Source organism: Arthrobacter sp. AG1021 (assembly GCF_003633665.1).
Lineage (GTDB): Bacteria > Actinomycetota > Actinomycetes > Actinomycetales > Micrococcaceae > Glutamicibacter > Glutamicibacter soli.
Genome location: NZ_RBLB01000008.1, coordinates 187,368 through 210,356, shown reverse-complemented (window position 1 = coordinate 210,356; position 22,989 = coordinate 187,368). Strand labels below are relative to the sequence as shown.

Sequence of the window (22,989 nt, the reverse complement as noted above, 5' to 3'; positions counted from 1 at the left end):
GCCTCTTTCCGGGCGCGGGGCGCCAGGCTGCCGGATTCCGGCGCGCCGACGCGCGTGGCCGGCAGCGGCTAGCCAGCGGGTGGTTAGCCCAGCAGCTTCAGGACGCCCTGGTTGGACTGGTTGGCCTGAGCAAGCATGGCGGTACCAGCCTGGGACAGGATGTTCGAGCGGGTGAAGTTCACCATCTCGCCGGCCATGTCCACGTCGCGGATGCGGGACTCGGCCGCCTGCAGGTTTTCGCGCGACACGTTCAGCGAGTTGATCGCCGATTCGAAGCGGTTCTGCACTGCGCCCAAGGCCGCGCGGCCACTGGACACGCTGGTGATGGCGGTGTCGACGGTGCCGATGGTCGCTGCCGCAACCGAGGCCGACGCGAACCCGTCGGTGGTCACGATCGCGGCCTTCAAATCGGTGGCCAGGGTCTTGATGTCGATGCCGCCCTGGCTCAGATCCAGCGTAATCTGGCTGTCGCCGCCGGTGCCGGCGCCGATCTGGAAGGACATGACGCCGTTGCCGGTTGAGCCGGCAGTGGCATCAAGCAGGTTGATGCCGTTGAAGTTGGTCGTGTCGCCGATGCGTCCCAATTCGTCGACCAGGGCGGTGACTTCGGTGGTGATGGCCTTGCGGGATTCCGCATTGTTCGAGTCGTTGCCGGCCTGTACTGCCAGATCGCGCACACGCTGCAGGATCGAGTGGACCTCGGTCAGCGCGCCTTCAGCGGTCTGGATGACGGAGATGCCGTCCTGGGCATTGCGGGCGGCAACGTTCAGGCCGTTGACCTGCGAACGCAGCCCTTCGGAGATGGCAAGTCCGGCGGCGTCGTCTGCCGCGCGGTTGATGCGCAGGCCCGAGGACAGCTTTTCCAGCGACTTCGACAGGTCGTTCTGGGTGTTGGACAGGTTGCGGTGAGCATTCAGCGCCGCGAGGTTGGTGTTGATCTGCATACCCATGATGTTTTCCTCCGTGAGAACGGGTGTTGTTTACCTAGGTCCGTCCATGGACCTCGTGAACAACTATCGGCCGTACTCCGCGAGCGGTTAGCGGGATGCTTCCACCTCGACCATCACGCAATATCCGCTGTCATCGGCGGACCGGTCCAGTCGTCCAAGCGTCCGCCTGTTGCCTGGTGGGCAAACTCGTCGAGGTAGCTGTCGCGCCGCGCCTGCGCGGACTTCGTGAGCTTGGGCTGCACGACGGGCGGCCGGTCGGTGAGGTAATGCGTCTGGATGGCTTCGTGCAGCAGCTTGAGGGCGACGGTGCGCTGCTGCGAGATTGCCGAATGCGTCACGCCCGCCTCGGCAGCAATCTGCTTGACCGTGGCGCCATCGAAAAAGAGTCGGCGGATCAGGATCTGGAGTTTCTGGGGCAGGCACTGCACGGCCGCATGGATCACGCTGATGCGTTCGCGGTGCAGGATGTTTTCCTCCGGGATTCCCATCTCGGACAGGAGGCTGTCATGCATGGTTTCCTCCAGCGCCACCACGCTGCGCTCGGCATCGGCCATCACCGCGCGCACGTCCGCGCTGCTCACGCCCATGGCGTCGGCCAACTCATGCTCCGATGGCTGGCGTCCCAGAACACCGGTCAAGGCTTCCTGGACGTTGCGGGTTGCAGTGATTTTCTGGCGCGCCCCACGGGTCGCCCAATCGTTCGAACGCATATCGTCGGCAAAGGCACCCATGATCCGGCGGCGGGCGAAGGCGCCGAAAGGCACTCCACGGGAGGGGTCGAATGATTCGGCAGCGCTGATCATCGCGATGGTGCCGACGGAGACGAGATCTTCGCGCGAAAGATGCGTCGCTTTCGAGCAAAGTTCAGCTGCTAGATATCCGACAAGGGGGAGGTTTGCCAAAACCAATTCATTGCGTGCTTCAAGCTCCACTGTGCCGGAGTCCTTTATCTCAGAGTGCGATTGGCTATGTGTCTACCCCAACTAGACAATCGGCCACGCGAACTAACATTAGAACTACATGAGGGTTTTTGACAAACGCTATTTATGAGGCGTTTTCGGACGTATTGTCTCCGGTTTTTCGGGCCTTCGTAGGCGCCTGGCGACCCGGCGCCGCTAACCGTCTTCCACTCGCCGCCGATACTATTGGTTATCGAGGCATTTTGGGGAAATGCCAGAATTGGAGAATCATGACCAATCGGGTAAATGAGCTGTCGACGCTCCTGTTCAAGGAACGGGAATGCCTTGAACTGCTCCATTTCAAACTCGAGGAACAGAATTTACTGCTCATTGCCGGCAAAACGCAATGGCTTTCGGCAGCGACTCGAGAAATCGAACATGTGCTGGAACGCATGCACCATACCAGCCTGGAACGCACGCTGGTCGCCCGCGAGGTGGCCGAAAGTTGGGGCGGCGACCCGGACTCGTCGCTCTCCGAATTGGCTGCGCTCGCGCCAGTGGGGCCGTGGGGAGAGATCCTCACCTCCCATCTGACGGCGATCCATGAATACACCAACGTCATCGCGGCGACTCGCGACGCCAATGAGCAGTTCCTCCGAGCCGCTCAGCGCTCGGCCCAGGAAACCCTTGCGAACCTCGGCGATTCGGCATCGACCTATGGCCGCAGCGGAGCGGCCGATGTTCCAGGCACCGACGCCCGCATACTCGACACCAATGTCTAAGGAATCCAGATGAGCACCTTCGGGAGCCTGAATACCGCCCTGTCGGGGCTCAACGCGGCGCGAGCTGCCATGGAGGTTGCGGGGAACAACTTGGCCAATGTCGCCACCCCGGGATACACCCGGCAGCGTGCCGAGTTCCAATCCGCAGGGGCGGTGGCCTCCACCGGCAAGATCACCTCGTCCGGGCGCATCGACCAAGGCGTCGTGTTCACCGGCATCGCCCGATTGGCCGACGCCAGCCTGGACGCCCGCGTCCGAGGCACCGTCGCGCTGGCCTCGCAGAGCTCGGTGCGCGCCGATGCGATGGCAGATCTCGAATCAATCCTGCGCGAACCGGGCGAGAACGGCCTCTCCGCGTTGCTCAACGATTTCTGGGCCGGATGGGAAGACGTGGCAGGCCAGCCAGGCGACGCCGCCGCGGGGGCCGTGCTGCTCCAGCGCGCGCAGTCGGCGGTCGACCGCATCGTCCAGATGGATGACGAGATCAACGGCCAGTGGACCTCCCAGCGCCAGGACCTGAGCACCCGCATCGACGATCTGAATGCCACCGCGCAGGGCGTCGCGGCGCTGAACGGGCAGATCCGTTCGCTCACCGCCGCCGGTGGTTCGCCCGCTGCGCTGCTCGACCAGCGCTCGCAGCTGGTCGAGCGCCTGGCCGAGCTGTCCGGCGCGAGCGTGCGCGAGCTGCCCGATGGAACCGTGGACGTACTGCTGGAGGGCAGCCCCCTGGTCACCGGGACTACTGCCCGCTCGCTGCAGCTGTCCGGAGGCCGGAACAGCGAGGACGCCGCGGTCTCCGTGCGCTGGTCGCACCGGCCTGACGACCAGGTGTCGCTGGATGCCGGCAGCATCGCGGCAGGGCTCGCGGTGCTCTCCCCCGCCACCGGTTCCTACAGCTCGGGGCCGCTGGCGCAGGCTGCCGCGCAGCTGGACCGGATCGCCCTGCGCCTTGCCGAGGCGGTCAACCAGGTGCACCACTCGGGATTGACCAGTGCCGGCACGCCTGGCGGCGACTTCTTCGGCATCGATCCGGCAAACCCAGCCGGCAGCATCAAGGTGCTGCTCCACCACGGGTCCCAGCTGGCCACCGGCTTGCCCGGCGGCGGCGCGCTGGACGGCTCGAACGCTCAGAAGCTGGCCGAGCTGGGCAAGACACCGGACGGCGCCGACGCGCTGTGGTCGCGGCTGGTGATCGAGGTGGGAGCCACGAGCCGCGCCGAGGCAACCCAGGCGCTGTCCAGCGCTATGGCCGCGGACGGTGCCGTCACCGCGCGCCACAGCGCCTCCGCGGTGTCGTTGGACGAGGAGAACATCGCCCTGCTCAGCCACCAGCATGCCTACCAGGGCGCTGCCCGAGTGCTCACCGCACTGGACGAAATGCTGGACACCCTGATCAACGGCACCGGCCGTGTTGGACGATAGGACCTGCAGATGACACGCATTACCACGTCGGCGCTCAGCTTCAATGCCGAACGCAACCTCGCCGCCGCGGCCGCCCGGCTGGCCACGATCCAGGACAAGATCGGCTCCAACAAGCAGATCAGCCGGCCCAGCGACGACCCGGCGGGGGCCGCCGAGGCGATGGCGGTTCGCACCGAGCAGCGCCAGAACGCGCAGTTTTCCCGGAACGCAGCGGATGCCAATGGCTGGCTGTCTTCCACGGACGTCGCCTTGTCCGCCGCGACCAGCCTGCTTCACCGGGTGCGCGACCTGACCGCCCAAGGAGCCAACGACGGAGCGCTCGGACCGGAGGCCCGGGAAGCGATCGCCCTTGAACTCGACCAATTGCGTGAGCAGATGGTCGGGGTGGCCAACACCCAGTACCGCGGGCGCTTCTTGTTTGCCGGCACCTCGGATGCCGGCAGCGCGCTGGATGAGAACCTGCAGTTCTCCCAGGGCAGCGAGGTCCTGCGCCGGATCGGGCCGAATTCCTCGGTGCGCGTGGACGCCGACGGCGCTGCCGCCTTCGGCCAAGGCCCGGACAGCGTCTTCAGCCTCATCTCCTCCATCGCGCAGGATTTGCGCAATGGCGTCAATGTGTCCTCACGACTTGAAACGGTGGATGCCCACTTGCAGAACATCCTTGCCACCCAGGCCTCCGTCGGCGCCAGCCACGCCACGGTGCGCACGGCCGAGCAGAGCCTGCTGGGCGATGCAGTCAACCTCGAGGCCCGGCGCGCGGGCACCGAGGACATCGACCTCGCCACCGCCATCCTGGAGCTCAAGAGTCAAGAGGTCGCCTACCAGGCGGCGCTGTCCGCCGCGGCCCGCACCCTGCAGCCTTCACTCATGGACTTCCTGCGATGAGCCGCAAACTGATCCCGTCCTCCGCTCTGCCCGGATTCCCGCAGGCGCAAACGCTGGATCTTTGTGCTGTCGACGGCGCCCCGGGCCTCTTTGCACTGTCATCCCCCGAGGCGCCATCATTGCGCTGGTTCGTCCTCGAGACCGCAGTGCACCTGCCGCACTACACACCGCAGTTCTCCGAAGACCACCTGGCGGCGGTCGGCCGGCCGTCGCAGAACGCGCGATTGGTCCTTGCCGTGGTCAACACCGCCGACCAGCGACCCAGCGCCAACCTCTTCGCGCCGCTCTTGGTCAACGACGACACCGGGCAGTGCACCCAGGTCCTGCTTGAATCGCAGGATTGGCCTTTGCGCCATGACCTGAGCGCCTAACCTCGAACTCCGGCGGAAGGATTGTTTACTTTCCTTCCGGCGGAGTTTTCTTTTCCGCCTGGATACTGCATAGTAGCGATTCAGGCGGAATCCGATTTGGTCTCTGCGTCGCAGCTTCCCACCTCGGGAATAATTGACGCCTCAACTTGTTGTTACATGCATACGCATATAAATTGGAGACGAGCACACGATGTGACGTTTCACCAGCTAATAGGAGTAGGCATGCAGTTCGGAGTTTTCTCAGTCAGCGACATCACCCGCGATCCCACCACCGGTCGTGTGCCAACAGAGAAGGAACGCATCGACGCCCAGGTCGCCATCGCCAAAAAGGTCGAGGAAATCGGCATGGACGTCTACGCCATCGGTGAGCACCACAACCGCCCGTTCTTCTCCTCCTCGCCGACCACCACCCTGGCCTACATCGCGGCGCAGACCGAACGCATCATCCTGTCCACCACGACCACGCTGATCACCACGAACGACCCGGTGAAGATCGCCGAAGACTTCGCCATGCTGCAGCATCTGTCCAACGGCCGCACCGACCTCGTGCTCGGCCGCGGCAACACCGGCCCGGTCTACCCGTGGTTCGGGAAGAACATTCAGGACTCGGTCAACCTGACCGTGGAGAACTACAACCTGCTGCGCCGCCTGTGGGACGAGGACGTGGTGAACTGGGAAGGCCGCTTCCGCACCCCGCTGCAGAACTTCACCTCCACCCCGCGCCCGCTGGACGACGTGGCCCCGTTCGTCTGGCACGGCTCGATCCGCACCCCGCAGGTCGCGGAAATCGCCGCCTACTACGGCGACGGCTTCTTCGCGAACAACATCTTCTGGCCGAAGGAGCACTACCAGCAGTTGATCGGCCTGTACCGCGAGCGCTACGAGCACTACGGCCACGGCCGCGCCGACCAGGCTATCGTGGGCCTGGGCGGGCAGTTCTACATGGCCAAGGAATCGCAGCAGGCGGTCAAGGAGTTCCGCCCGTACTTCGACAACGCCCCGGTCTACGGCCACGGCCCGTCGCTGGAGGACTTCACCGCGCAGACCCCGCTGACCGTCGGCTCCCCGCAGCAGGTGCTGGAGAAGACGCTGAGCTTCCAGGAGTACTTCGGCAGCTACCAGCGCCAGCTGTTCCTTATTGACCATGCGGGCCTGCCGCTGAAGACCGTGCTGAACCAGCTGGACATGTTCGGCGAGTACGTGCTGCCCGAGCTGCGCAGGGAAATGGACGCCCGCGCGCCGAAGGACCTGACCCCGGCACCGACACATGCAGGCCTCGTGGCAGCTCGTGACGCTAAACTGAAGGCTGAGCAAGCCAACGCCCCAAAGGAGCCTGAAGTCAGTGACCGGGACCAGTAACACCCCCGCCCCCGTGAAGGTCACCATCGACGCCTGGGAGTCGCTCTTCCGGGCGCAGGTGGCCGTCATGAGGAAGGTCAGCGCCAAGCCGGAGTTCCACAAGCTCTCCATGCGCGAATACGATGTGCTGTTCAACCTTCGCATCTGCCCGGGCGGCCGCAGCCGCCTGGTCGACCTGAACCGCTACCTGCTGATCTCGCAGCCGAGCCTGAGCCGCATGGTCACCCGGTTGGAGGACAAGGGCCTGATCACCCGCGAGGCCGACCCGACCGACCAGCGCGCGATGCAGCTGTCGCTGACTCCCAAGGGGCTGGCGGTCCAGCAGGAGATCGGCCGGGAACACGTCAAGCACATCTACGAGCAGATCGGCACGGCGCTGAGCGAAGACGAGTTCATCCAGCTGCAGCAGCTGACCTCCAAGCTGCGCAGCGCCATCCAGTAGCGCGCACGCCGAACGCCGGCGGATCCAGCCCTGCGGGGCGGTTCCGCCGGCGTTGCCGCGTTATTCGTCCGGCCGCCGCTACTTGTAGAAGCCCTCGCGCAGCACGATGCCGTATTCCAGCCAGCACTTCATGGCCGCGAGCATGCCGGTCCAGCCCTCGCAGTTGCCGAAGGCCGCCGTGGCACCCTCGGCGGTGTCCTGCCACGCGGATTCGGTGATCACGACCTTGGTGCGCGAGTTGTCGTCCTGGGGCTGGAAGTCGAAGGTGACGGTGTTCTGCGCGTCAGGCGCCGCGGAATGGTTCGCTTCCCACTGCAGCACGATGCGCCGCGGAACCTCGGCTTCCAGCACCTTGACCGGGAAGGCGCCCGGGAAGTCGTGGAAGTCCCAGCTCACGGTCGCGCCGGTTTCCAGGCGGCCCTTGGCGCCGCCGGTCGTGAAGTAGGCGGAGAGCTGCTCGGGATCTGCCACCGCCTCGTACACCTGGGTGCAGGTCTTGGCGATGTGTCCCGAAACGCTGAAGGACAGCTGGCTGGGGGCTGGGTCGTGGCTCACGGCACTTTTCTACACCTCGTGCTCCCAGCGGGGCAAGAGCCCGGCGCACATTCCCAGCCGCGGTGTCCAAGGCTATCCTGTCACCATCGGATTCTCGAACGGCTGAGGGAGCGCATCATGGCACGGGTTACCTGCGACGTCACGATCTCACTGGACGGCTTCGTGGCCGGGCCGGAGCAGAGCCTTGAACAGCCGCTGGGCCGCGGCGGCGAACAGCTGCACCAATGGCAGTTCGAAGCCCGGGACGACGACGCCGCGGAGCGCGCCGGAATCCTGGAGGCAGGCGTCTACATCATGGGCCGGAACATGTTCAGCCCCGAGCGCGGGGCGCCCTCGGGCAGCTGGCGCGGCTGGTGGGGCGAGGATCCCCCGTATCACGCACCGGTCTTCGTGCTCACCCACCACGAGGGCGAACCGCTGGCCATGGAGGGCGGCACGGTCTTCAACTTCGTGACCGGCGGGATCCGCCAGGCGCTTCAGCTGGCGCGCGAGGCGGCCGGCGGGAAGAATGTCGCGATCGCCGGCGGAGCGTCGACCATCAACCAGTTCCTGGACGCGGGGCTGCTGGACGAACTGCGGCTGCACATCTCCCCGAAGCTGCTGGGCTCCGGCGAGCGCCTCTTCGAGGGCGTGTCAGGGCAGGAGTTCATCCCGCGCTCCTCGCGCAGCACCGGGCTGGTCACCCACGTGATCTACGATCTCGCACCGCGGGAATCCGCCTGACCCGGCACAGGCTTCGGAGCCGAGTGCCCTAGCAGCCGAAGGGGCTGGCGTACCGGTAGTCGCCGCGCGGCAGTGCGCTCTCGTCGAACACGCGCACCATGAAGTGCTCGCCCCAGGTCGGGTCGCTAGGGATGATGCCGCGGCGGGACGCCGGTTCGTAGCCGAAGCGGTGGTAGTAGCCCGGCGAGCCGAGCAGCACGATACCGCTGAGCTGCGCGTTCTCCGCGGCGTCGTGGATCTGCTGCATCAGGATCGAGCCGACACCGCGGTGCTGGTACTCCGGAGCCACGGCCAGCGGGCCCAGGCCCAGCATCTGCTGCCCATCGACCCTTCCCCAGGTGGCGATGACATGGCCGATCACCACGGCGTCGTCGAGCGCGACGATGGAAAAGCGCGCATCGTAGCCCTCGCAGTCGAAGAGCTGCTGCAGCAGCCCGACTTCCTCGGGCTCGACCATCGGATCGATTCCGGCAAAAGCCGCATGCGTCACCGCATAGACTGCGGCCCGGTCATCGAAGCCCTCTGGACGAATCTGCATGATCGCCAACCTACCAAACCAGCATCGTCTTGGTAAATCGAATCTTGCTACTGCCCGGCCTGCTCCCCCTGCTCCTTCCGCACCCGTCCCGCCCGGATTCCTGCAGGCCACAACGCACATCCGCTGGCGGCCAGCCCTTGTGCGCAGCGGCCGGCAGGTGCCATGAGGCGTTCACCATCAGCGCACCATCCGGAGGTTGGCCATGTCCGTGCATCGCACCGCGCGGCGCGCTGCGTTGGTGCCGGGCCGCAGCGCTGGCTGCCGCTCTGTAAGAGGACCCGAACGTTGTCCACATTCAACCATTTGGTGGATGACCAGTTCGGTTTCCCGGATTACGATCAGGAATTAAAGGCACACCGCACGGCAGCACGCCGGCGCACCAGCAACCACCAGAGGCCAGAGACGTGACGACAGACAAAACACGAAACACCGCACCCGGCGCCGTCCCCCGCTCCGCAGCGCACCCGTGGGCGGCGCTGGGCATCCTGGCCGCAGGCCTTGGACTGGTGGTGCTGGACGGCACCATCGTCGGCGTGGCGCTGCCGACCATCATCGCCGACATCCGCCTGGATCTGGGCGACGCGCAGTGGGTCAACAGCCTCTATGCGGTGGTGCTCGCGGCGCTGCTGCTGTCCACCGGCAGCCTGGCCGACCGCTGGGGCCGCAAGAAGATGTTCATTCTCGGCGTGCTCGTATTCATGGGCGGCTCGCTGCTGGCGGCCAATGCGGATGCCGCCGGGCCGCTGATCGCCGCCCGCGCGGTACAGGCCATCGGCGCCGCGAGCATCATGCCTTCCACCCTGTCCACGGTGAACTCGCTGTTCCAGGGCAAGCAGCGCGCCGCCGCCTTCGGCGTATGGGGCGCGGTGATCTCCGGCGCCGCGGCCATCGGCCCGTTGGCCGGCGGCCTGCTCACCGAATACGCCTCCTGGCACTGGATCTTCCTGGTGAACCTGCCGCTGGGCTCCGTGCTGCTGGTGCTGGGACTGATCTTCGTGCCCGAAACCAAGGGCGGAACCACCGGCCGCGGCGTGGACGTGGACGGGGCGCTGCTCAGCGCGCTGGGCATGGGCGCGCTGGTGTTCGCGATCATCGAAGGACCGGACGCCGGCTGGATCACCCCCACCAAGGAACTGAAAATCGGCTCGTTCACTTGGCCGGCCGATGCGGCGGTATCGTTGCCCGGCATCGCGCTGCTGGTCTCGGTTGCGGCCATCACGCTGTTCATCTTCTGGGAGCGGCACCGTGCCCGCAACGGCCGCGCCGCGTTGCTGGAACTGCGCTTGTTCGAGCACAAGACGTTCTCCTGGGGCAACCTGACGGCCGCGAGTGTTGCCATCGGCGAATTCGCGTTGTTGTTTGTGCTGCCGCTGTTCCTGGTCAATGCGCTGGGGCTGAGCGTGCTGCATGCAGGCTTCATCCTGGCCGCGATGGCGCTGGGCGCCTTCTTCTCCGGAGCTTCGGCCCGGCACCTGGCCGCGGTGCTCTCGCCTGCCGGCACCGTGCTGCTGGGACTGGGACTGGAAACCGCCGGTGTGCTGGTGCTGGCCCTGGTGCTCAGCGCCGGGGTGTCGGTGTGGGCTGTGGCGGTCACCCTGGTGGTCTACGGGCTGGGCCTGGGACTTGCCTCCGCGCAGCTGACCGGCACGGTGCTGGCCGAGGTTCCGGTGCAGATTTCCGGCCAGGGCTCGGCCACGCAGAGCACCGTGCGCCAGATCGGCTCGGCGCTGGGCACCGCGATCTCCGGCGCCGTGCTCTCCGCGGCGCTGGCCATCACCCTGCCCTCGCGGCTGGACGACGCCCTGGTTCCCGCCGACCAGGCCTCGCAGCTGGCCGAGTCGACCCGGCAGAGCGCCGGCACCACCATCTCCCAGCTGCGCCTGCAGCCCCCGGGAGGGCAAGACACCGCTTCGACCATCGACGCCCTCTCCGCCGGCTTCTCCGATGCGACCCGCTTGTCGATGCTGGCCGCGGCGTTTTTCCTGCTGCTCGGCGCCGTGGGCGCTTGGCGCCTGCTCTTTGCCCAGCGGGTCGCCACCCGGCTGGCCGCGGCAAGTGATCGCTAGGATGCACCTGCCTACGCGGCCAGCAGCCCGCCGACCGCGGCGATGACCGCGTTGGCCACCTGGCTCAGCTCGTTCTCCTTGATGCCGCGCCCGAAGGACAGCCGCACCGCAGTGTGCGCCAGCTGCTCCTGGTACCCCATGGCGGTGAGCACCGGCGAGGGATCGGTGGACCCGGCCGCGCAGGCGGACCCGGAGGAGCACAGCACGCCCTTGCGCTCGAGCTCGATCAGCACGGTCTCCCCCGCGGTTTTCGGGAACACGAAGGACACGATGCCGCCGATGCGCTGCTGCCCGCTGCCGGTCAGCTGCACGCTGCCGGGGTGCTTGGTTTCCAGCCCGCGGGTGATCTTCTCGATCAGGTAGCTGCCGAAGCCCTCGCCCAGCCCCTGCGCGCGCTGGGAAGCGCAGACCTGCAGGGCCACCGCGATGCCGGCGGCGGCCGCCGGGTTCTCGGTGCCTGAACGCAGGCCCGACTGCTGCCCGCCGCCATGCAGCAGCGGCACGAAGCGGTGCTTCCCCGACAGGTACAGCGCCCCGCTGCCCTTCAGCCCGCCGATCTTGTGCCCGGAGATGCTCAAGGCATCCACCGCTGCGGCCAGCGGCGCCAGGTCCAGCCATCCGGCGGCCTGCACCGCGTCGGTGTGCATCAGCGCGCCAGCCGCGTGGGCCAGCGCGGCGACCTGCGCCACCGGCTGGATGGTGCCGACCTCGTTGTTCACCGCCATCACCGAGACCACGGCGACGTCGTCGTCGATCAGCTGCGCCGCATGCTCCAGGTCCACCAGCCCGCCGGCGGTGACGTTGATCAGCCGCAGCGTGAAACCGTGGAAGTCCACCAGGTAGCGGCAGGCTTCGAGCACCGCGGGGTGCTCGATGGTGCTGGCCACCACCACCCGGCCGCGCGGATTGCCCAGCGCGCCGCCGATCACCGCGGTGTTCGCGCCCTCGGTGCCGCCGGAGGTGAAGTAGATCTCCTCCTCATGCACCGCCAGCTGCGCGGCGACCTGGGCGCGCGCCCAGTTAGCGGCCCGGCGGGCCTGGTGCCCCGCCTCATGGTGCGAGGCGGGGTTGCCGAAGTCGCGGGTGAGCAGCGGCGATACGGTGTCCAGCACCTCCTGGCGCGGCGGGGCGGTGGCGGCGGCGTCCATGTAGATCATTCGACAACCATATCCAGTCCCAGGTCGATCGCCGCCACCGAGTGGGTGATGGCGCCCGAGGAGATGATGTCCACCCCGGATTCGGCCACCGCGGCGACCGTGCCGGCGTTGATGTTGCCGCTGGCCTCCACGATCGCGCGCCCGGCGATCAGCTCGATGGCCGCCGGGATATCAGCGGGGTCGAAGTTGTCAAGCATGATCACGTCCACCCCCGCCTCCAGCACCGCCGGCAGCTGGTCGATGGAATCCACCTCCACCTCCATGGCGGTGGTGTGCCCCAGCCTGGCGCGCACGCCGCGCAGCGCCTCGGTCAGCGCCTGCGGGGTATCGAACAAGGCCAGGTGGTTGTCCTTGGCCATGAACGCGTCGGAGAGGTTGTCGCGGTGGTTCACCCCGCCGCCGCAGCGCACCGCGTAGCGTTCCAGCGCGCGCAGCCCCGGGGTGGTCTTGCGGGTGTCGGCGATGCGCGCCTTGGTGTGCGCGACCAGGGCGACCAGCTCACCGGTGGCGGTGGCGATGGCGCTCAGGCGCTGCAGCAGGTTCAGCCCCACGCGCTCGGCGGTGAGGATGGAGGCCGCCGGGCCGCTGACCTCGATCAGCGTGTCCCCCGCTGCGAAGGTGCGCCCCTCGGCGACCAGCTGGGTGGTGGCGATGCCCGGGTCCACCGCGTGCATGGCGCGGGCGAACACCGTGCCGCCGGCCAGGATTCCGGGCTGGCGGGCGCGCACCCGGCAGGTGGCGACCGCGCCCGCAGGCACGATGGTGTCGGCGGTCAGGTCCCCGCGGGGGTTGTCCTCCTGAAGCGCGAAATTGATGATGCGGTCGATCACGCGCAGCGGGACGGGATGGATGGGTGCGTTCACGCGGTGTGTTCCTTGCTGCTTGGGCTTGAAGTGGTCAGGGGTGGAGAAAGCTGTTCGGCGGTTCGTTCGGCACAATTCAGCTGCCAGCCGTAGCGGATGGCAGGCTGCGATAGCCCGGGCGCCGAGTCCAGCCGATGGTGGGCGCCGAGCGATCCTCCGCGCGCCAGCGCGCCGGCCGCGGTGAAGCGGGCTGCAAGCCACAGGTTCTCCAGCTCCTGCTGCGCGCGAGGGGACTCTGCCACCGGAGCGGAGGCGCTCAGCAGCTCGGCGAAGCGTTGAAGCTGCTCGCCGGTGCGGTACACGCCGATGGCCTCGCTCGCCTCGCGCTGCAGGGTGTCCAGGTCCAGCGGGGCCTCGGCCGCGCCGTGCGCGGACAGCGCCGTCGGCAGCTGGGCGACGGTTATCCCGTCGAGTCCGTCGAGGTCCGCGCAGGCCCCGGGATCGTCGGAAAGCATGGCCTGCACCGCGGTGCGGGCGAACACCATCGCCTCCAGCAGCGAGTTGCTGGCCAGCCGGTTGGCGCCGTGCACCGTGGTGTTGGCGCATTCGCCGGCCGCGTAGAGCCCGGGCACGGTGGTGCGCGCGCTGGTGTCCGTGGCGATCCCGCCCATGGCGTAGTGCTGGGCAGGGACCACCGGGACCAGGTCCGCGGCCAGATCCAGCCCGCAGGCCGCCAGCCGTGCGGTGATCGAGGGGAAGCGCCGGGCGGTGAAGCCCGCGCCGCGCTGCGCGTCCAGGCCGCGGGCGTCCAGGTACACCCGGCGCCCGGCCAGCAGCTGGCGGTGGATGCCGCGGGCCACCACGTCGCGCGGGGCCAGCTCGGCATCGGGGTGCTCGGCGGGCATGAAGCGCTCCCCGGTGCCGGTGACCAGCACCGCGCCCTCCCCGCGCACCGCCTCGGAGACCATGCCGGCCTCCGGGTGGGCCGCCGGGTCGACCAGCGTGGGGTGAAACTGCACGAATTCCGCGTCGGCGATCACCGCGCCGGCCCGGGCCGCCAGCCCGATCCCGTCCGCGGTGGCCCCTGCCGGGTTGGTGGTCGCGGCGTACAGCCGGCCCAGTCCCCCGGTGGCCAGCAGGACCGCGTCGGCCTCGATCCGGTGCGACGTGCCGTGCTGCAGGACCTCGACCCCGGCCACCGCACCGCGCTCGTCGAGCACCAAGGACGTGGCCAGCGCATGCTCGCGCACCGTCAGCTCGCCGGCGTCGCGGGCGCGCAGCACCGCGGCGGACAGGGCCGCAACCAGCCCCGCCCCGGTGGCGTCCCCGTGGATGTGCAGGATGCGGTGGGCGCTGTGCGCTGCCTCCAGGCCCAGCTGGTAGCCGCCTTCTGCGGTGCGGTCGAACGCGACCGCATGGTTTTCCAGCGCATCAACCAGCTCGGCGGCCGAGGCGCACATGAAATCCACCGCGCTTTCCCCGCAGTGCCCGGCGCCGGCGGCCAGCGTGTCAGCCGCGTGCGCGGCCACCGAGTCCCCGGCGGCGATGGACTGCGCGGTGACGGCGCTCAGCCCGCCCTGGGCCAGCTCGCTGTTCGAGTCGCCCAGCCGGTCCTTGGTCAGCAGCACCGGATGCGCTCCGGCGGCCGCCGCCTGCAGGGCGGCGCTCAGCCCGGCGACCCCGGACCCGATGATGACCAGCTGCTTCTCCCCCGCGGCGCTCATGGCCGGGCGGCCAGCATGCGTTCCAGGGCGATTTTCGCGTCGCCCTGCTGCTCGGCGGGCACGGTGATCCGGTTGACCACGCGCCCGGCGACCAGCTCCTCCAGCACCCAGGCCAGGTAGCCGGGGTGGATGCGGTACATCGTCGAGCACGGGCAGATCACCGGGTCGAGGCAGAAGATGGTGTGCTGCGGGTACTCGGCGGCCAGCCGGTTGACCATGTTGATCTCGGTGCCGATCGCGAACACCGTGGGCTCGGTCGCGTCGGCGATCGCGCGGCGGATGTAGTCGGTGCTGCCGGCCTCGTCGGCCGCGTCCACGACCTCCATCGGGCATTCCGGGTGCACGATCACGCGCACGCCGGGGTACTCCTCGCGCGCCTTCGCGATCTGGCCCGGGTTGAAGCGCTTGTGCACCGAGCAGAAGCCGTGCCACAAGATGACCTTGGCATCGCGCAGGGTCGCCTCGTCATTGCCGCCCAGCGCCTTGCGCGGGGTCCACATGGGCATCTGCTCCAGCGGCACGCCCATGGCCTTGGCGGTGTTGCGGCCAAGGTGCTGGTCGGGGAAGAACAGCACGCGCCGGCCGCGCTCGAACGCCCATTCAACCACCGTGGCGGCATTCGAGCTGGTGCACACCAGCCCGCCGTTGCGGCCCACGAACGCCTTCAGCTCGGCCGAGCAGTTCATGTAGGTGACCGGGATGACCGGCAGGCGCCCGTCGTCCTCCTCGTCCCGGTAGAGCTCGGTGAGCTCGTCCCAGCACTGCTGGACGCTCGGCCCGTCGGCCATGTCCGCCATGGAGCAGCCGGCGGCCAGGTTCGGCAGGATGACCGCCTGGTCCTCGCGCGAGAGGATGTCAGCGGTCTCCGCCATGAAGTGCACACCGCAGAAGACGATCGCCTCCGCCGTCTCGCGGGTCAGCGCCGCGTTGGCCAGCTGGAAGGAGTCACCGACGAAGTCCGCGTACTTCACCACCTCGTCGCGCTGGTAGAAGTGGCCCAGGATCACCGCGCGCTCGCCCAGGGTTTCCTTGGCCGCCAGGATGCGCGCGTCCAGCTCCTGATCGCTGGCCTTCAGGTACTCCTGCGGGATGCTGCCCTGCACCGGGTAGCCGGCAGGCACCTCGTCCGTTTCCGAGGCGCCAGGGCCGTAGCCGCCGGGGGTGTCCCAGGGGTTGGACTTCAAATCGTCCGAGCAGGTGGAGCCCGGGGCCAGCAGGTTCAGCCGCGCGATGTTCTGCGCGACCGAGGCGTTGTGCTGGGCTGAAGCCGCGTCGGTGAAGATGGTGTTGGTGCTCATGGTGCTCCCCCTTCAGGGATTCAACTGTGCCGTTGAAAACTATGCGGTTGAAAGATGTGTAGTTGAAGGATGTGTGGTGAAGTTCGCGCTCAGCCCTGCGGCGGCTCGACCTGCAGCGGGTCGACCTGCAGCGGATCGGGCCCGTGCCCGACGTAGCGGTACAGCCGCGGCGGACGGTGCTTGCCGCCGGCCTGGTATTCGTCGGTCGCCTCGATGCTGGCGGTCGAGTTCAGCGTGCGCCGGAAGTTCGCCGGATCCAGCCGGCGACCGAGGATCGCCTCGTACACCCCGCGCAGCGCCGCGAGGGTGAAGCGCTCGCCGAGCAGCCGGTGCGCGATCTGCCCGTATTCGGTCTTGTTGCGCAGCCGCCACAGCGCGTAGTCCACGATCTGGCGGTGGTCGAAGGCCATCCGCGCAATCTGCGGATCATCGATGTCGAACCACGCGACGTTCTCGTCCCGCACCGTCGCGCCCACCTGGTCCACGTGCATCAGCGCGAAGTAGGCGATGGTCACCAGCCGGTGCGTAGGCGAGCGGTCGATGTCCCCGAAGGTGTACAGCTGCTCCAGGTAGTTCGGCCGCAGCCCGGTCGTCTCAGCCAGCGTGCGCCCGGCCGCTTGGCCCAGCGACTCGCGCGCCCCCACCGGACCGCCGGGCAGCGCCCACAATCCCGCATGCGGCTGGCGGATTCGGCGCACCAGCGGCAGGCACAGCTTGTCCGGCCCGCCCTCGACGCCCTCGCGGATGCCGAGGATCACCGTGGACACCGCCAGCGTCGGCGGCATGTTCCGCCGTTCGTCGACGTTTGCCCAGCTTGGTACCGATGTCATCAGGTGTAAGCCCCGTTTCAGGTTTTCCAGCAGTTTCCGCGGTCCGGACCGCGTTAGAGTCATTCTGACATTAACTACCTCGTCGCGCTAGCGCAAGACGATGTTTACCTGTTTTGTGGCCTATGATCGGTAGCATGACCCTTGATCTGAATCTCCGCGTCATTCGCACAAACTTCGAGGTGAGCGGACCATCCGTACTGCTCATCCACGGCTTCGCCTCATCCGGCGAATCGAATTGGGAACGGGCCCGGTGGACGAATTATTTCACCGACCACGGCCGCAACGTCCTGCTTGTCGACCTTCCCGGCCACGGCACCGACCCGCACCGCAACGAAGGCAGCTGGGCTCCGAGCCAGATCCGCCAGGCGCTGGCAGCCATCGTGATTGATCTGGACGAAGGTCCAGTCGACGTGCTGGGCTACTCGCTGGGCTCGCGCCTTGCATGGGAATTCGCCGCGTGGAACCCGGATCTGGTCGAGCACCTGGTCATGGGCGGCCCGGGCGCCAACGACATGCTCGCCGGCTTCGAGATCGAACAGGCCCGCAAGTTCCTTGCCAGCGGCGAGGAGATCAACGACGACCTCACCGCGTCCATCATGCAGATTGTCGCCGCGGAGCCGTCCAACGATGCCGAAGCGCTGTTCAAGCTGATCGAGGGCATCAAGACCGAGCCCTTCGAACCTGAAGCCAAGGTCCCCTCCACGCCTACGCTGCTGGTCGCCGGCGACCTCGATGATCTGGCCACCACGATGCCGCAGCTGCGCCGCCTGCTCAAGGATGCCGGCACTCGCAACGAGGTGCTCTGGCTGACCGGACGCAACCATGCGAACGCCGTCACGAGTCGCGAATTCAAGGAAAAGACCTTTGATTTCATGAAGTTATAGGTCATTAGCGCTAGCCCCACCAGGGACGCTAGTCAAACGGCTACTGTTTCAGGAGCCGATCAGCGTCTTGTCAGACTGGTGGAGGCAGGCAGATGCGACTTAGTGTTTGGATCAATTGACAACGGCCCATGATTCAATCAACAGCAGCAATTTCCTGGAAGTAGCTGCCGTTACGAGCTGCATAGCAAACGTATATGGAAGTACCGCTGCGGGTATCGGTTAGCACCTGCGTAACGATCGGGTAGCGCTTTCCGAATTCACCGTTGTCGTAGGTTAGACGACTACGATCCGCACTGATACCTCCTCATCTCGCGCATGAAGCATCCAATGCGCTAGAGATACAGGAGCATAGTAGGTCAACAATTGTCAACTCACAGCCGGGCAACAAGCCCTGATTCAAGTCGCAGCTCACAGCAGATTTCTCGGAGTCGTTCCTGAGCCGACTGGCATCAAAGAGCATGTTGCGCTTACTAGAGGGCCAAACATACGCAGGTACGAATACCGAGCAGTCTTTCCCGGTTTACTGGACCTGTAACTTACCGCTGGGACGCCTGCGATTAACATTGATATCCAGTCCATCCATCACTCTTACCGATTCTATACGCGGGTACTTCCAAGTACCTCTACTGAGCACGAGCAACAGGGGGTGGTGCCGATTGCCACGCCTCAGAACCATAAAACCCACCAGTGTTCAGCGTGGGCTTCGGCCCGGTGGGCTTCGGCCCGGTGGGCTTGTGGAAGGCCAAGAAAATTTGACCTAAGTTCATCAGATCAAAAAGCTGACGTACCGTTACGGGGATATGAGCAAAATCTCGGACCGAATCATTCACAGGTTTGACCTGACTACCTTAAGTGAAGCAAATTCAATGAATTGAAGCCGACCTTTCACCATTAGATGCAATTCATTTCTTTCAAAAATTGGTTGCAACGAAGTAAAATATTTCTATAATCCCGCCTAATTTGAACCAAGTAAAAGGCAACCAATGTCCACGCTTGCAGATACGGCATTTTATGATAGATGTAGCTACTGAATTTTAAGATAGATTTAGCTACTGAATCCTAGTCTTCAATACTCTTAAACAAATCTTGCAGCTCTCGGTCAAGTTGCACCGATCCCAGTATTCTAAACTGAGCATAAGAACGAAGGAACGGATTAGAGAATCGATATTTCGATTGGCCAACCCTCCGAATTATAGGATCGTCCGAATCAAGCATTCTATTCAGATATGTAGTGAGATTACTTGAGGGGTAATCCGGGAAATCCTTGGTGATTGATTCCATAAGCTCAGCATGATTCAATCCGCTTTTTTCTCCTGCACATAAAGCCCCAAGAATAATAGTACCGTTATCAAACTTCCGGACCCTTTTTCTATCGACAGCGCGGTCAAATTTCTCTCTAAGAGTGTCGCTAGAGCTATTCACATATCGCTTGATAGCCATATGTAAATGTTCTGGAGTTACAGAAACTTCCTGTTCCATTGTTTGGTAAACACCGGCATTGCGGCATGCAGTCAATGCGAGCTGATGACAAACCTTGGCTAATCCACTTGAATGGTCGACAATAGATTCCTTTATTTCACTCATATCGACCTTTAGAAGTTTGGATCCTTGTGTAATTATTTCCGACAACTCTTGATCAGTCAGTACAGGAACTTCAATTTCACAAACACGATCCTCCATCTCGGGATCGAATTTGACAACTTGATAAGCGGATTCCACCGCGCCTAGGAGCACTACGCGTACGTCCCCAGAGATATCAGCCACATCACAAAAGACCTTAAGGATCTGAGCTATAGATGTTTTAACTTCATCGGAAACCTTATGAAAGTCTTCCAAAACCCATATATACTGCCGCTGGGACAGCATTTTTGCTAGCCTCTGAGGAGTTAGTTGGGGTGGAAGTAGACGTGTTTCCTTGGTGCTGGAAGAAGTCTTTTCAGTTGCTTCCAGAGCCGACTTAACAAGCACCGCATCGGCTGAAATTGATGCCACGACCTGCGAATCCCCAGAGTCGAAAGATTCACTTATCTCAAGCGCGTTTAGTTCGTCAAAGGCCGCAAAAAGTATTGATTCATAAGTTGAGTCTTTAGTGCAAAAAGTTGTAATTGAACCTTTCGAGAAGTCTGCAAGTTTTCTCCTTAGAAGTGTAGACTTACCCGCACCAGATTCTCCAAAAACTATAATTTGAGTTCCTGGAGTCATCAAAGCATCGTACATTTGGTCATGCAAATCTTGTCTTTCAACATAATTCAGACTTGCTTTCGATGTTGGTGTAAAAATTTCGTGTACGTGGTAAGTTGCCAAGCCAATTCCCATCATCGGTACCCAGTACCATTGTTTGCCAAACGATTACGCCTAATTTATATCAAATACGTTCGCCTCTGGGCCGCGACGCGACCGGATGCTCAACTTTTCACGTAGCATAGCAGCGTCAAATCCGAGGCTTCTGCCGGAATCAGGTTGTGCTGCTCGTAGCGGGTCAGCCCCTTGGCCGGGTGGTTGAACAGCCGCTCGCGCGTGCCGAAGCCAGCGACGTCGCGCTCCTTCCAGATCGCAGCGAACTCCGGCGAGGCCGCCGAGACGCGGGCGACGATGCCGCTCTCCCCCGCCGGATTCAGCCAACCGCGGGTCTCGGCGCGGAAACTCCCCACGAACCGGCGGCTCTGCTCCGCCCAATCGGGCAGCATTTCCCGGAGCGCCGCGTCGGTGAACACCAGCCAGAGCAGGTTCCGATCGCCCTCCTCCAGCGTCTGAATCCTCGGGTACAGCTGCGCATAGTGCTGGTTCCAGCCGATGATGCTCCAGTCCGCGGAGAGCAGGAACGCCGGGAAGTCCAATGCATCCAGCAATCGCTGCAGCGCCGGGGTCATGCCCTCGGAAGCGGCCGGAATGGTGTCGCGGTGCCCGCCCAGCGAGAGCAGGTAGGTGGTTTCCACCGGGGTCAGCCGGTAGAGCCGGGCCAGCGAGTCGAGCACCTGGCGCGAGGGGTTGATGTCGCGCGCCTGCTCAAGCCACGTGTACCAGGTGACGCTGATGCCGGCCAGCGTGGCCACTTCCTCCCGCCGCAGCCCGCGCAGCCGGCTGCGCCCCACCGCGGGCAGTCCGTGGGCAGCGCGGTCCGCCCGGGCCCGTCGGTCCTTGAGGAAACCGGCGAGCTCTTCCCTGCGGCGCTGACTAGCGTTCATCGGCGTCCCATCGTCATCTGGTAGTAGTAGTACTAGTATTGTCACCGTCTGGGTCTGCGGCAAAACCTGTGATGTGATTATGCAATGACCACACTTCGTTCCCACACCGTCACCCATGGCCGCAACATGGCAGGCGCCCGCGCCCTGTTCCGCGCGGCCGGAGTCAACGGCGCAGATCTGGGCCGCAAGCCGATCATCGCCGTGGCCAACAGCTTCACCGAATTCGTTCCGGGCCACACCCACCTGCAGCCAGTGGGCCGCATCGTCTCCGAGGCGATCACCGCCGCCGGCGGCATCCCGCGCGAGTTCAACACCATCGCGGTGGACGACGGCATCGCCATGGGCCACGGCGGCATGCTGTACTCGCTGCCCAGCCGCGACCTGATCGCCGACTCGGTCGAATACATGGTCAACGCCCACTGCGCCGACGCGCTGATCTGCATCTCCAACTGCGACAAGATCACCCCGGGCATGCTGATGGCCGCACTGCGCCTGAACATCCCGACCGTGTTCGTCTCGGGCGGCCCGATGGAATCCGGCCGAGCCACCCTGGTGGACGGCACCGTGCGCACCCTGGACCTGGTCGACGCCATCTCCGAGGCGGTGAACGAGAACGTCTCCGACGCGGACCTGCTGCGCATCGAGGAGTCTGCCTGCCCGACCTGCGGCTCGTGCTCCGGCATGTTCACCGCGAACTCGATGAACTGCCTGACCGAGGCCATGGGCCTGTCGCTGCCGGGCAACGGCTCCACCCTGGCCACCCATACCGCCCGCAAGGACCTCTACGAGAACGCCGGCAAGCTGGTTGTCGAGATCTCCAACCGCTACTACGGCGAATCCGACGACTCGGTGCTGCCGCGCAGCATCGCCACCGAGCAGGCCTTCGGCAACGCCATGGCCCTGGACATCGCCATGGGCGGTTCCACCAACACCATCCTGCACCTGCTCGCCGCCGCCCACGAGGCCGGCGTCGAGTTCGGCCTGGACGAGATCGACGCGGTCTCCCGCCGCGTGCCGTGCCTGGCCAAGGTCGCGCCGAACGCGGCAGGCGCCGGCAAGATCTACTACATGGAGGACGTGCACCGCGCCGGCGGCATCCCCGCCATCCTCGGCGAGCTGCGCCGCGGCGGCCTGCTGGACGAGACCGTGCACACCGTGCACTCCAAGACCATGGGCGAATGGCTGGACGCCTGGGACATCCGCGGCGGTGCGGCCACCGAGGAATCCCTCGCCCTGTGGCACGCAGCCCCGGGCGGCGTGCGCTCCTCCACCGCGTTCTCCCAATCCGCCCAGTGGGAGGACCTGGACACCGACGCAGCCGAAGGCTGCATCCGCTCGGTCGAGCACGCCTACTCCAAGGACGGCGGCCTGGCCGTGCTGCGCGGCAACATCGCCGTGGACGGCGCCGTGGTTAAGACCGCCGGCGTGGACCCTTCCATCTGGACCTTCACGGGCCCGGCTGTGGTCTGCGAGTCCCAGGACGAGGCAGTCGAGAAGATCCTGAACAAGCAGGTCAAGGCCGGCGACGTCGTCGTCATCCGCTACGAAGGCCCCAAGGGCGGCCCAGGCATGCAGGAAATGCTCTACCCGACCTCGTTCCTCAAGGGCCGCGGCCTGGGCAAGGAATGCGCGCTGATCACCGACGGCCGCTTCTCCGGCGGCACCTCGGGCCTGTCCATCGGCCACGTCTCCCCCGAGGCGGCCTCCGGCGGACTCATCGCACTGGTCGAGGACGGCGACTCGATCTCGATCGACATCCCGACCCGCGGCCTGACCCTGAACGTCTCCGACGACGTCCTGGCCGAGCGCCGCGAGCGCTTGCTGGCCACCACCGGCTACCGCCCGGCCAACCGCGAGCGCGTGGTTTCCCCTGCGCTGCGCGCCTACGCCGCCATGGCCCTGTCTGCGGACAAGGGCGCGGTGCGCGACGTCGACCGCGTGGAGCGCGCCCTGCGCGAGGCCGACGAGCGCGCCGCTGCAGCAGAACGTACGGCAGCAACCGCACAGGCCTAACCCGTACTGACAGCCGCGAAGGGCTCGGAGCATTCGATCTGAATGCTCCGAGCCCTTCGCGCATTTGCGGGCCCGTTAGCTCGGCTGCATGATGCCGACAGGC

21 protein-coding genes are annotated in these 22,989 nt (G+C 65.4%); 10 read left to right on the top strand and 11 right to left on the bottom strand.

Going from position 1 to position 22,989, the window contains the following annotated elements:
- Window positions 1-83 precede the first annotated feature (83 nt).
- Together DFO58_RS09470 and DFO58_RS09465 are read right to left on the bottom strand one after the other, a co-directional pair.
- Entirely contained in the window at window positions 84-950 is an 867-nt protein-coding gene (locus DFO58_RS09470; protein ID WP_047118819.1) for a flagellin, read from the bottom strand.
- Between the two features lie 113 nt (window positions 951-1,063).
- Window positions 1,064-1,882 carry a sigma-70 family RNA polymerase sigma factor gene (locus DFO58_RS09465; protein WP_183043144.1) on the bottom strand — a complete coding sequence of 273 codons (819 nt, stop codon included), beginning with the start codon at window positions 1,880-1,882 and terminating at the stop codon, window positions 1,064-1,066.
- Window positions 1,883-2,139: 257 nt separating this feature from the next.
- On the opposite strand from DFO58_RS09465, the gene DFO58_RS09460 reads away from it, so the two are divergent.
- From DFO58_RS09460 to DFO58_RS09435, 6 genes are all read left to right on the top strand, one after another.
- Window positions 2,140-2,631, top strand: coding sequence for a flagellar protein FlgN (locus DFO58_RS09460; protein ID WP_047118817.1), 492 nt, complete (start codon window positions 2,140-2,142; stop codon window positions 2,629-2,631).
- Window positions 2,632-2,640: 9 nt separating this feature from the next.
- On the top strand, window positions 2,641-4,053 hold the full coding sequence (flgK, locus tag DFO58_RS09455) for a flagellar hook-associated protein FlgK (RefSeq protein ID WP_120990367.1): 1,413 nt from the start codon (window positions 2,641-2,643) through the stop codon (window positions 4,051-4,053).
- Window positions 4,054-4,062: 9 nt separating this feature from the next.
- Complete coding sequence (gene flgL, locus DFO58_RS09450) at window positions 4,063-4,938, top strand: flagellar hook-associated protein FlgL (RefSeq protein WP_047118815.1); 876 nt, start codon at window positions 4,063-4,065, stop codon at window positions 4,936-4,938.
- Complete coding sequence (locus DFO58_RS09445) at window positions 4,935-5,309, top strand: flagellar assembly protein FliW (RefSeq protein ID WP_120990365.1); 375 nt, start codon at window positions 4,935-4,937, stop codon at window positions 5,307-5,309. The genes flgL and DFO58_RS09445 overlap by 4 nt, the downstream gene beginning before the upstream one ends.
- 222 nt (window positions 5,310-5,531) lie before the next feature.
- A complete protein-coding gene (locus tag DFO58_RS09440) occupies window positions 5,532-6,668 on the top strand; it encodes an LLM class flavin-dependent oxidoreductase (protein ID WP_113607862.1) in 1,137 nt (378 codons plus the stop codon).
- A complete protein-coding gene (locus tag DFO58_RS09435) occupies window positions 6,652-7,110 on the top strand; it encodes a MarR family transcriptional regulator (RefSeq protein ID WP_231735968.1) in 459 nt (152 codons plus the stop codon). The genes DFO58_RS09440 and DFO58_RS09435 overlap by 17 nt, the downstream gene beginning before the upstream one ends.
- Window positions 7,111-7,188: 78 nt before the next feature.
- On the opposite strand, the gene DFO58_RS09430 is transcribed toward DFO58_RS09435, so the two are convergent.
- Window positions 7,189-7,665 (bottom strand): SRPBCC domain-containing protein, encoded by a 477-nt coding sequence (locus DFO58_RS09430; protein WP_120990363.1) that lies wholly within the window; start codon window positions 7,663-7,665, stop codon window positions 7,189-7,191.
- A 117-nt stretch (window positions 7,666-7,782) separates the two neighbouring features.
- Here DFO58_RS09430 and DFO58_RS09425 point away from each other — a divergent pair, with 117 nt between their 5' ends.
- The gene (locus DFO58_RS09425; RefSeq protein ID WP_120990361.1) at window positions 7,783-8,388 is read left to right on the top strand and encodes a dihydrofolate reductase family protein; all 606 of its coding nucleotides are present in this window, start codon (window positions 7,783-7,785) and stop codon (window positions 8,386-8,388) included.
- Between the two features lie 28 nt (window positions 8,389-8,416).
- Here the strand turns inward: DFO58_RS09425 and DFO58_RS09420 are convergent, their stop codons facing one another.
- Window positions 8,417-8,926 carry an N-acetyltransferase gene (locus DFO58_RS09420; protein WP_053799371.1) on the bottom strand — a complete coding sequence of 170 codons (510 nt, stop codon included), beginning with the start codon at window positions 8,924-8,926 and terminating at the stop codon, window positions 8,417-8,419.
- Window positions 8,927-9,402: 476 nt separating this feature from the next.
- On the opposite strand from DFO58_RS09420, the gene DFO58_RS09415 reads away from it, so the two are divergent.
- On the top strand, window positions 9,403-10,992 hold the full coding sequence (locus DFO58_RS09415) for an MFS transporter (protein ID WP_286163567.1): 1,590 nt from the start codon (window positions 9,403-9,405) through the stop codon (window positions 10,990-10,992).
- 11 nt (window positions 10,993-11,003) lie between these two features.
- Here DFO58_RS09415 and DFO58_RS09410 read toward each other — a convergent pair whose 3' ends face one another.
- The 5 genes from DFO58_RS09410 to DFO58_RS09390 all read right to left on the bottom strand — a co-directional run bounded on the left by DFO58_RS09410 (window position 11,004) and on the right by DFO58_RS09390 (window position 16,804).
- Entirely contained in the window at window positions 11,004-12,149 is a 1,146-nt protein-coding gene (locus DFO58_RS09410) for a cysteine desulfurase family protein (protein WP_120990356.1), read from the bottom strand.
- Window positions 12,146-13,012 carry a carboxylating nicotinate-nucleotide diphosphorylase gene (gene nadC, locus DFO58_RS09405; RefSeq protein ID WP_120990354.1) on the bottom strand — a complete coding sequence of 289 codons (867 nt, stop codon included), beginning with the start codon at window positions 13,010-13,012 and terminating at the stop codon, window positions 12,146-12,148. The genes DFO58_RS09410 and nadC overlap by 4 nt, the downstream gene beginning before the upstream one ends.
- On the bottom strand, window positions 13,009-14,676 hold the full coding sequence (locus DFO58_RS09400) for an FAD-binding protein (protein WP_120990352.1): 1,668 nt from the start codon (window positions 14,674-14,676) through the stop codon (window positions 13,009-13,011). The genes nadC and DFO58_RS09400 overlap by 4 nt, the downstream gene beginning before the upstream one ends.
- A complete protein-coding gene (nadA, locus tag DFO58_RS09395) occupies window positions 14,673-15,974 on the bottom strand; it encodes a quinolinate synthase NadA (protein ID WP_120990350.1) in 1,302 nt (433 codons plus the stop codon). Before nadA ends, DFO58_RS09400 begins: the two co-directional genes overlap by 4 nt.
- Window positions 15,975-16,063: 89 nt before the next feature.
- Window positions 16,064-16,804: an NUDIX domain-containing protein gene (locus DFO58_RS09390; protein ID WP_113607870.1), complete on the bottom strand. Its 741-nt coding sequence runs from the start codon at window positions 16,802-16,804 to the stop codon at window positions 16,064-16,066.
- A 179-nt stretch (window positions 16,805-16,983) separates the two neighbouring features.
- Here DFO58_RS09390 and DFO58_RS09385 point away from each other — a divergent pair, with 179 nt between their 5' ends.
- Window positions 16,984-17,688 carry an alpha/beta fold hydrolase gene (locus tag DFO58_RS09385; RefSeq protein ID WP_183043143.1) on the top strand — a complete coding sequence of 235 codons (705 nt, stop codon included), beginning with the start codon at window positions 16,984-16,986 and terminating at the stop codon, window positions 17,686-17,688.
- A gap of 1,059 nt (window positions 17,689-18,747) precedes the next feature.
- Here the strand turns inward: DFO58_RS09385 and DFO58_RS18210 are convergent.
- Complete coding sequence (locus DFO58_RS18210; protein WP_147407236.1) at window positions 18,748-19,992, bottom strand: AAA family ATPase; 1,245 nt, start codon at window positions 19,990-19,992, stop codon at window positions 18,748-18,750.
- Between the two features lie 101 nt (window positions 19,993-20,093).
- Window positions 20,094-20,873, bottom strand: a complete 780-nt coding sequence (locus DFO58_RS09380) for a helix-turn-helix transcriptional regulator (protein WP_120990346.1) — start codon at window positions 20,871-20,873, stop codon at window positions 20,094-20,096.
- Between the two features lie 84 nt (window positions 20,874-20,957).
- Between DFO58_RS09380 and ilvD the strand changes: the two genes are divergently transcribed.
- Entirely contained in the window at window positions 20,958-22,886 is a 1,929-nt protein-coding gene (gene ilvD, locus DFO58_RS09375) for a dihydroxy-acid dehydratase (protein ID WP_120990344.1), read from the top strand.
- Window positions 22,887-22,989: the final 103 nt, after the last annotated feature.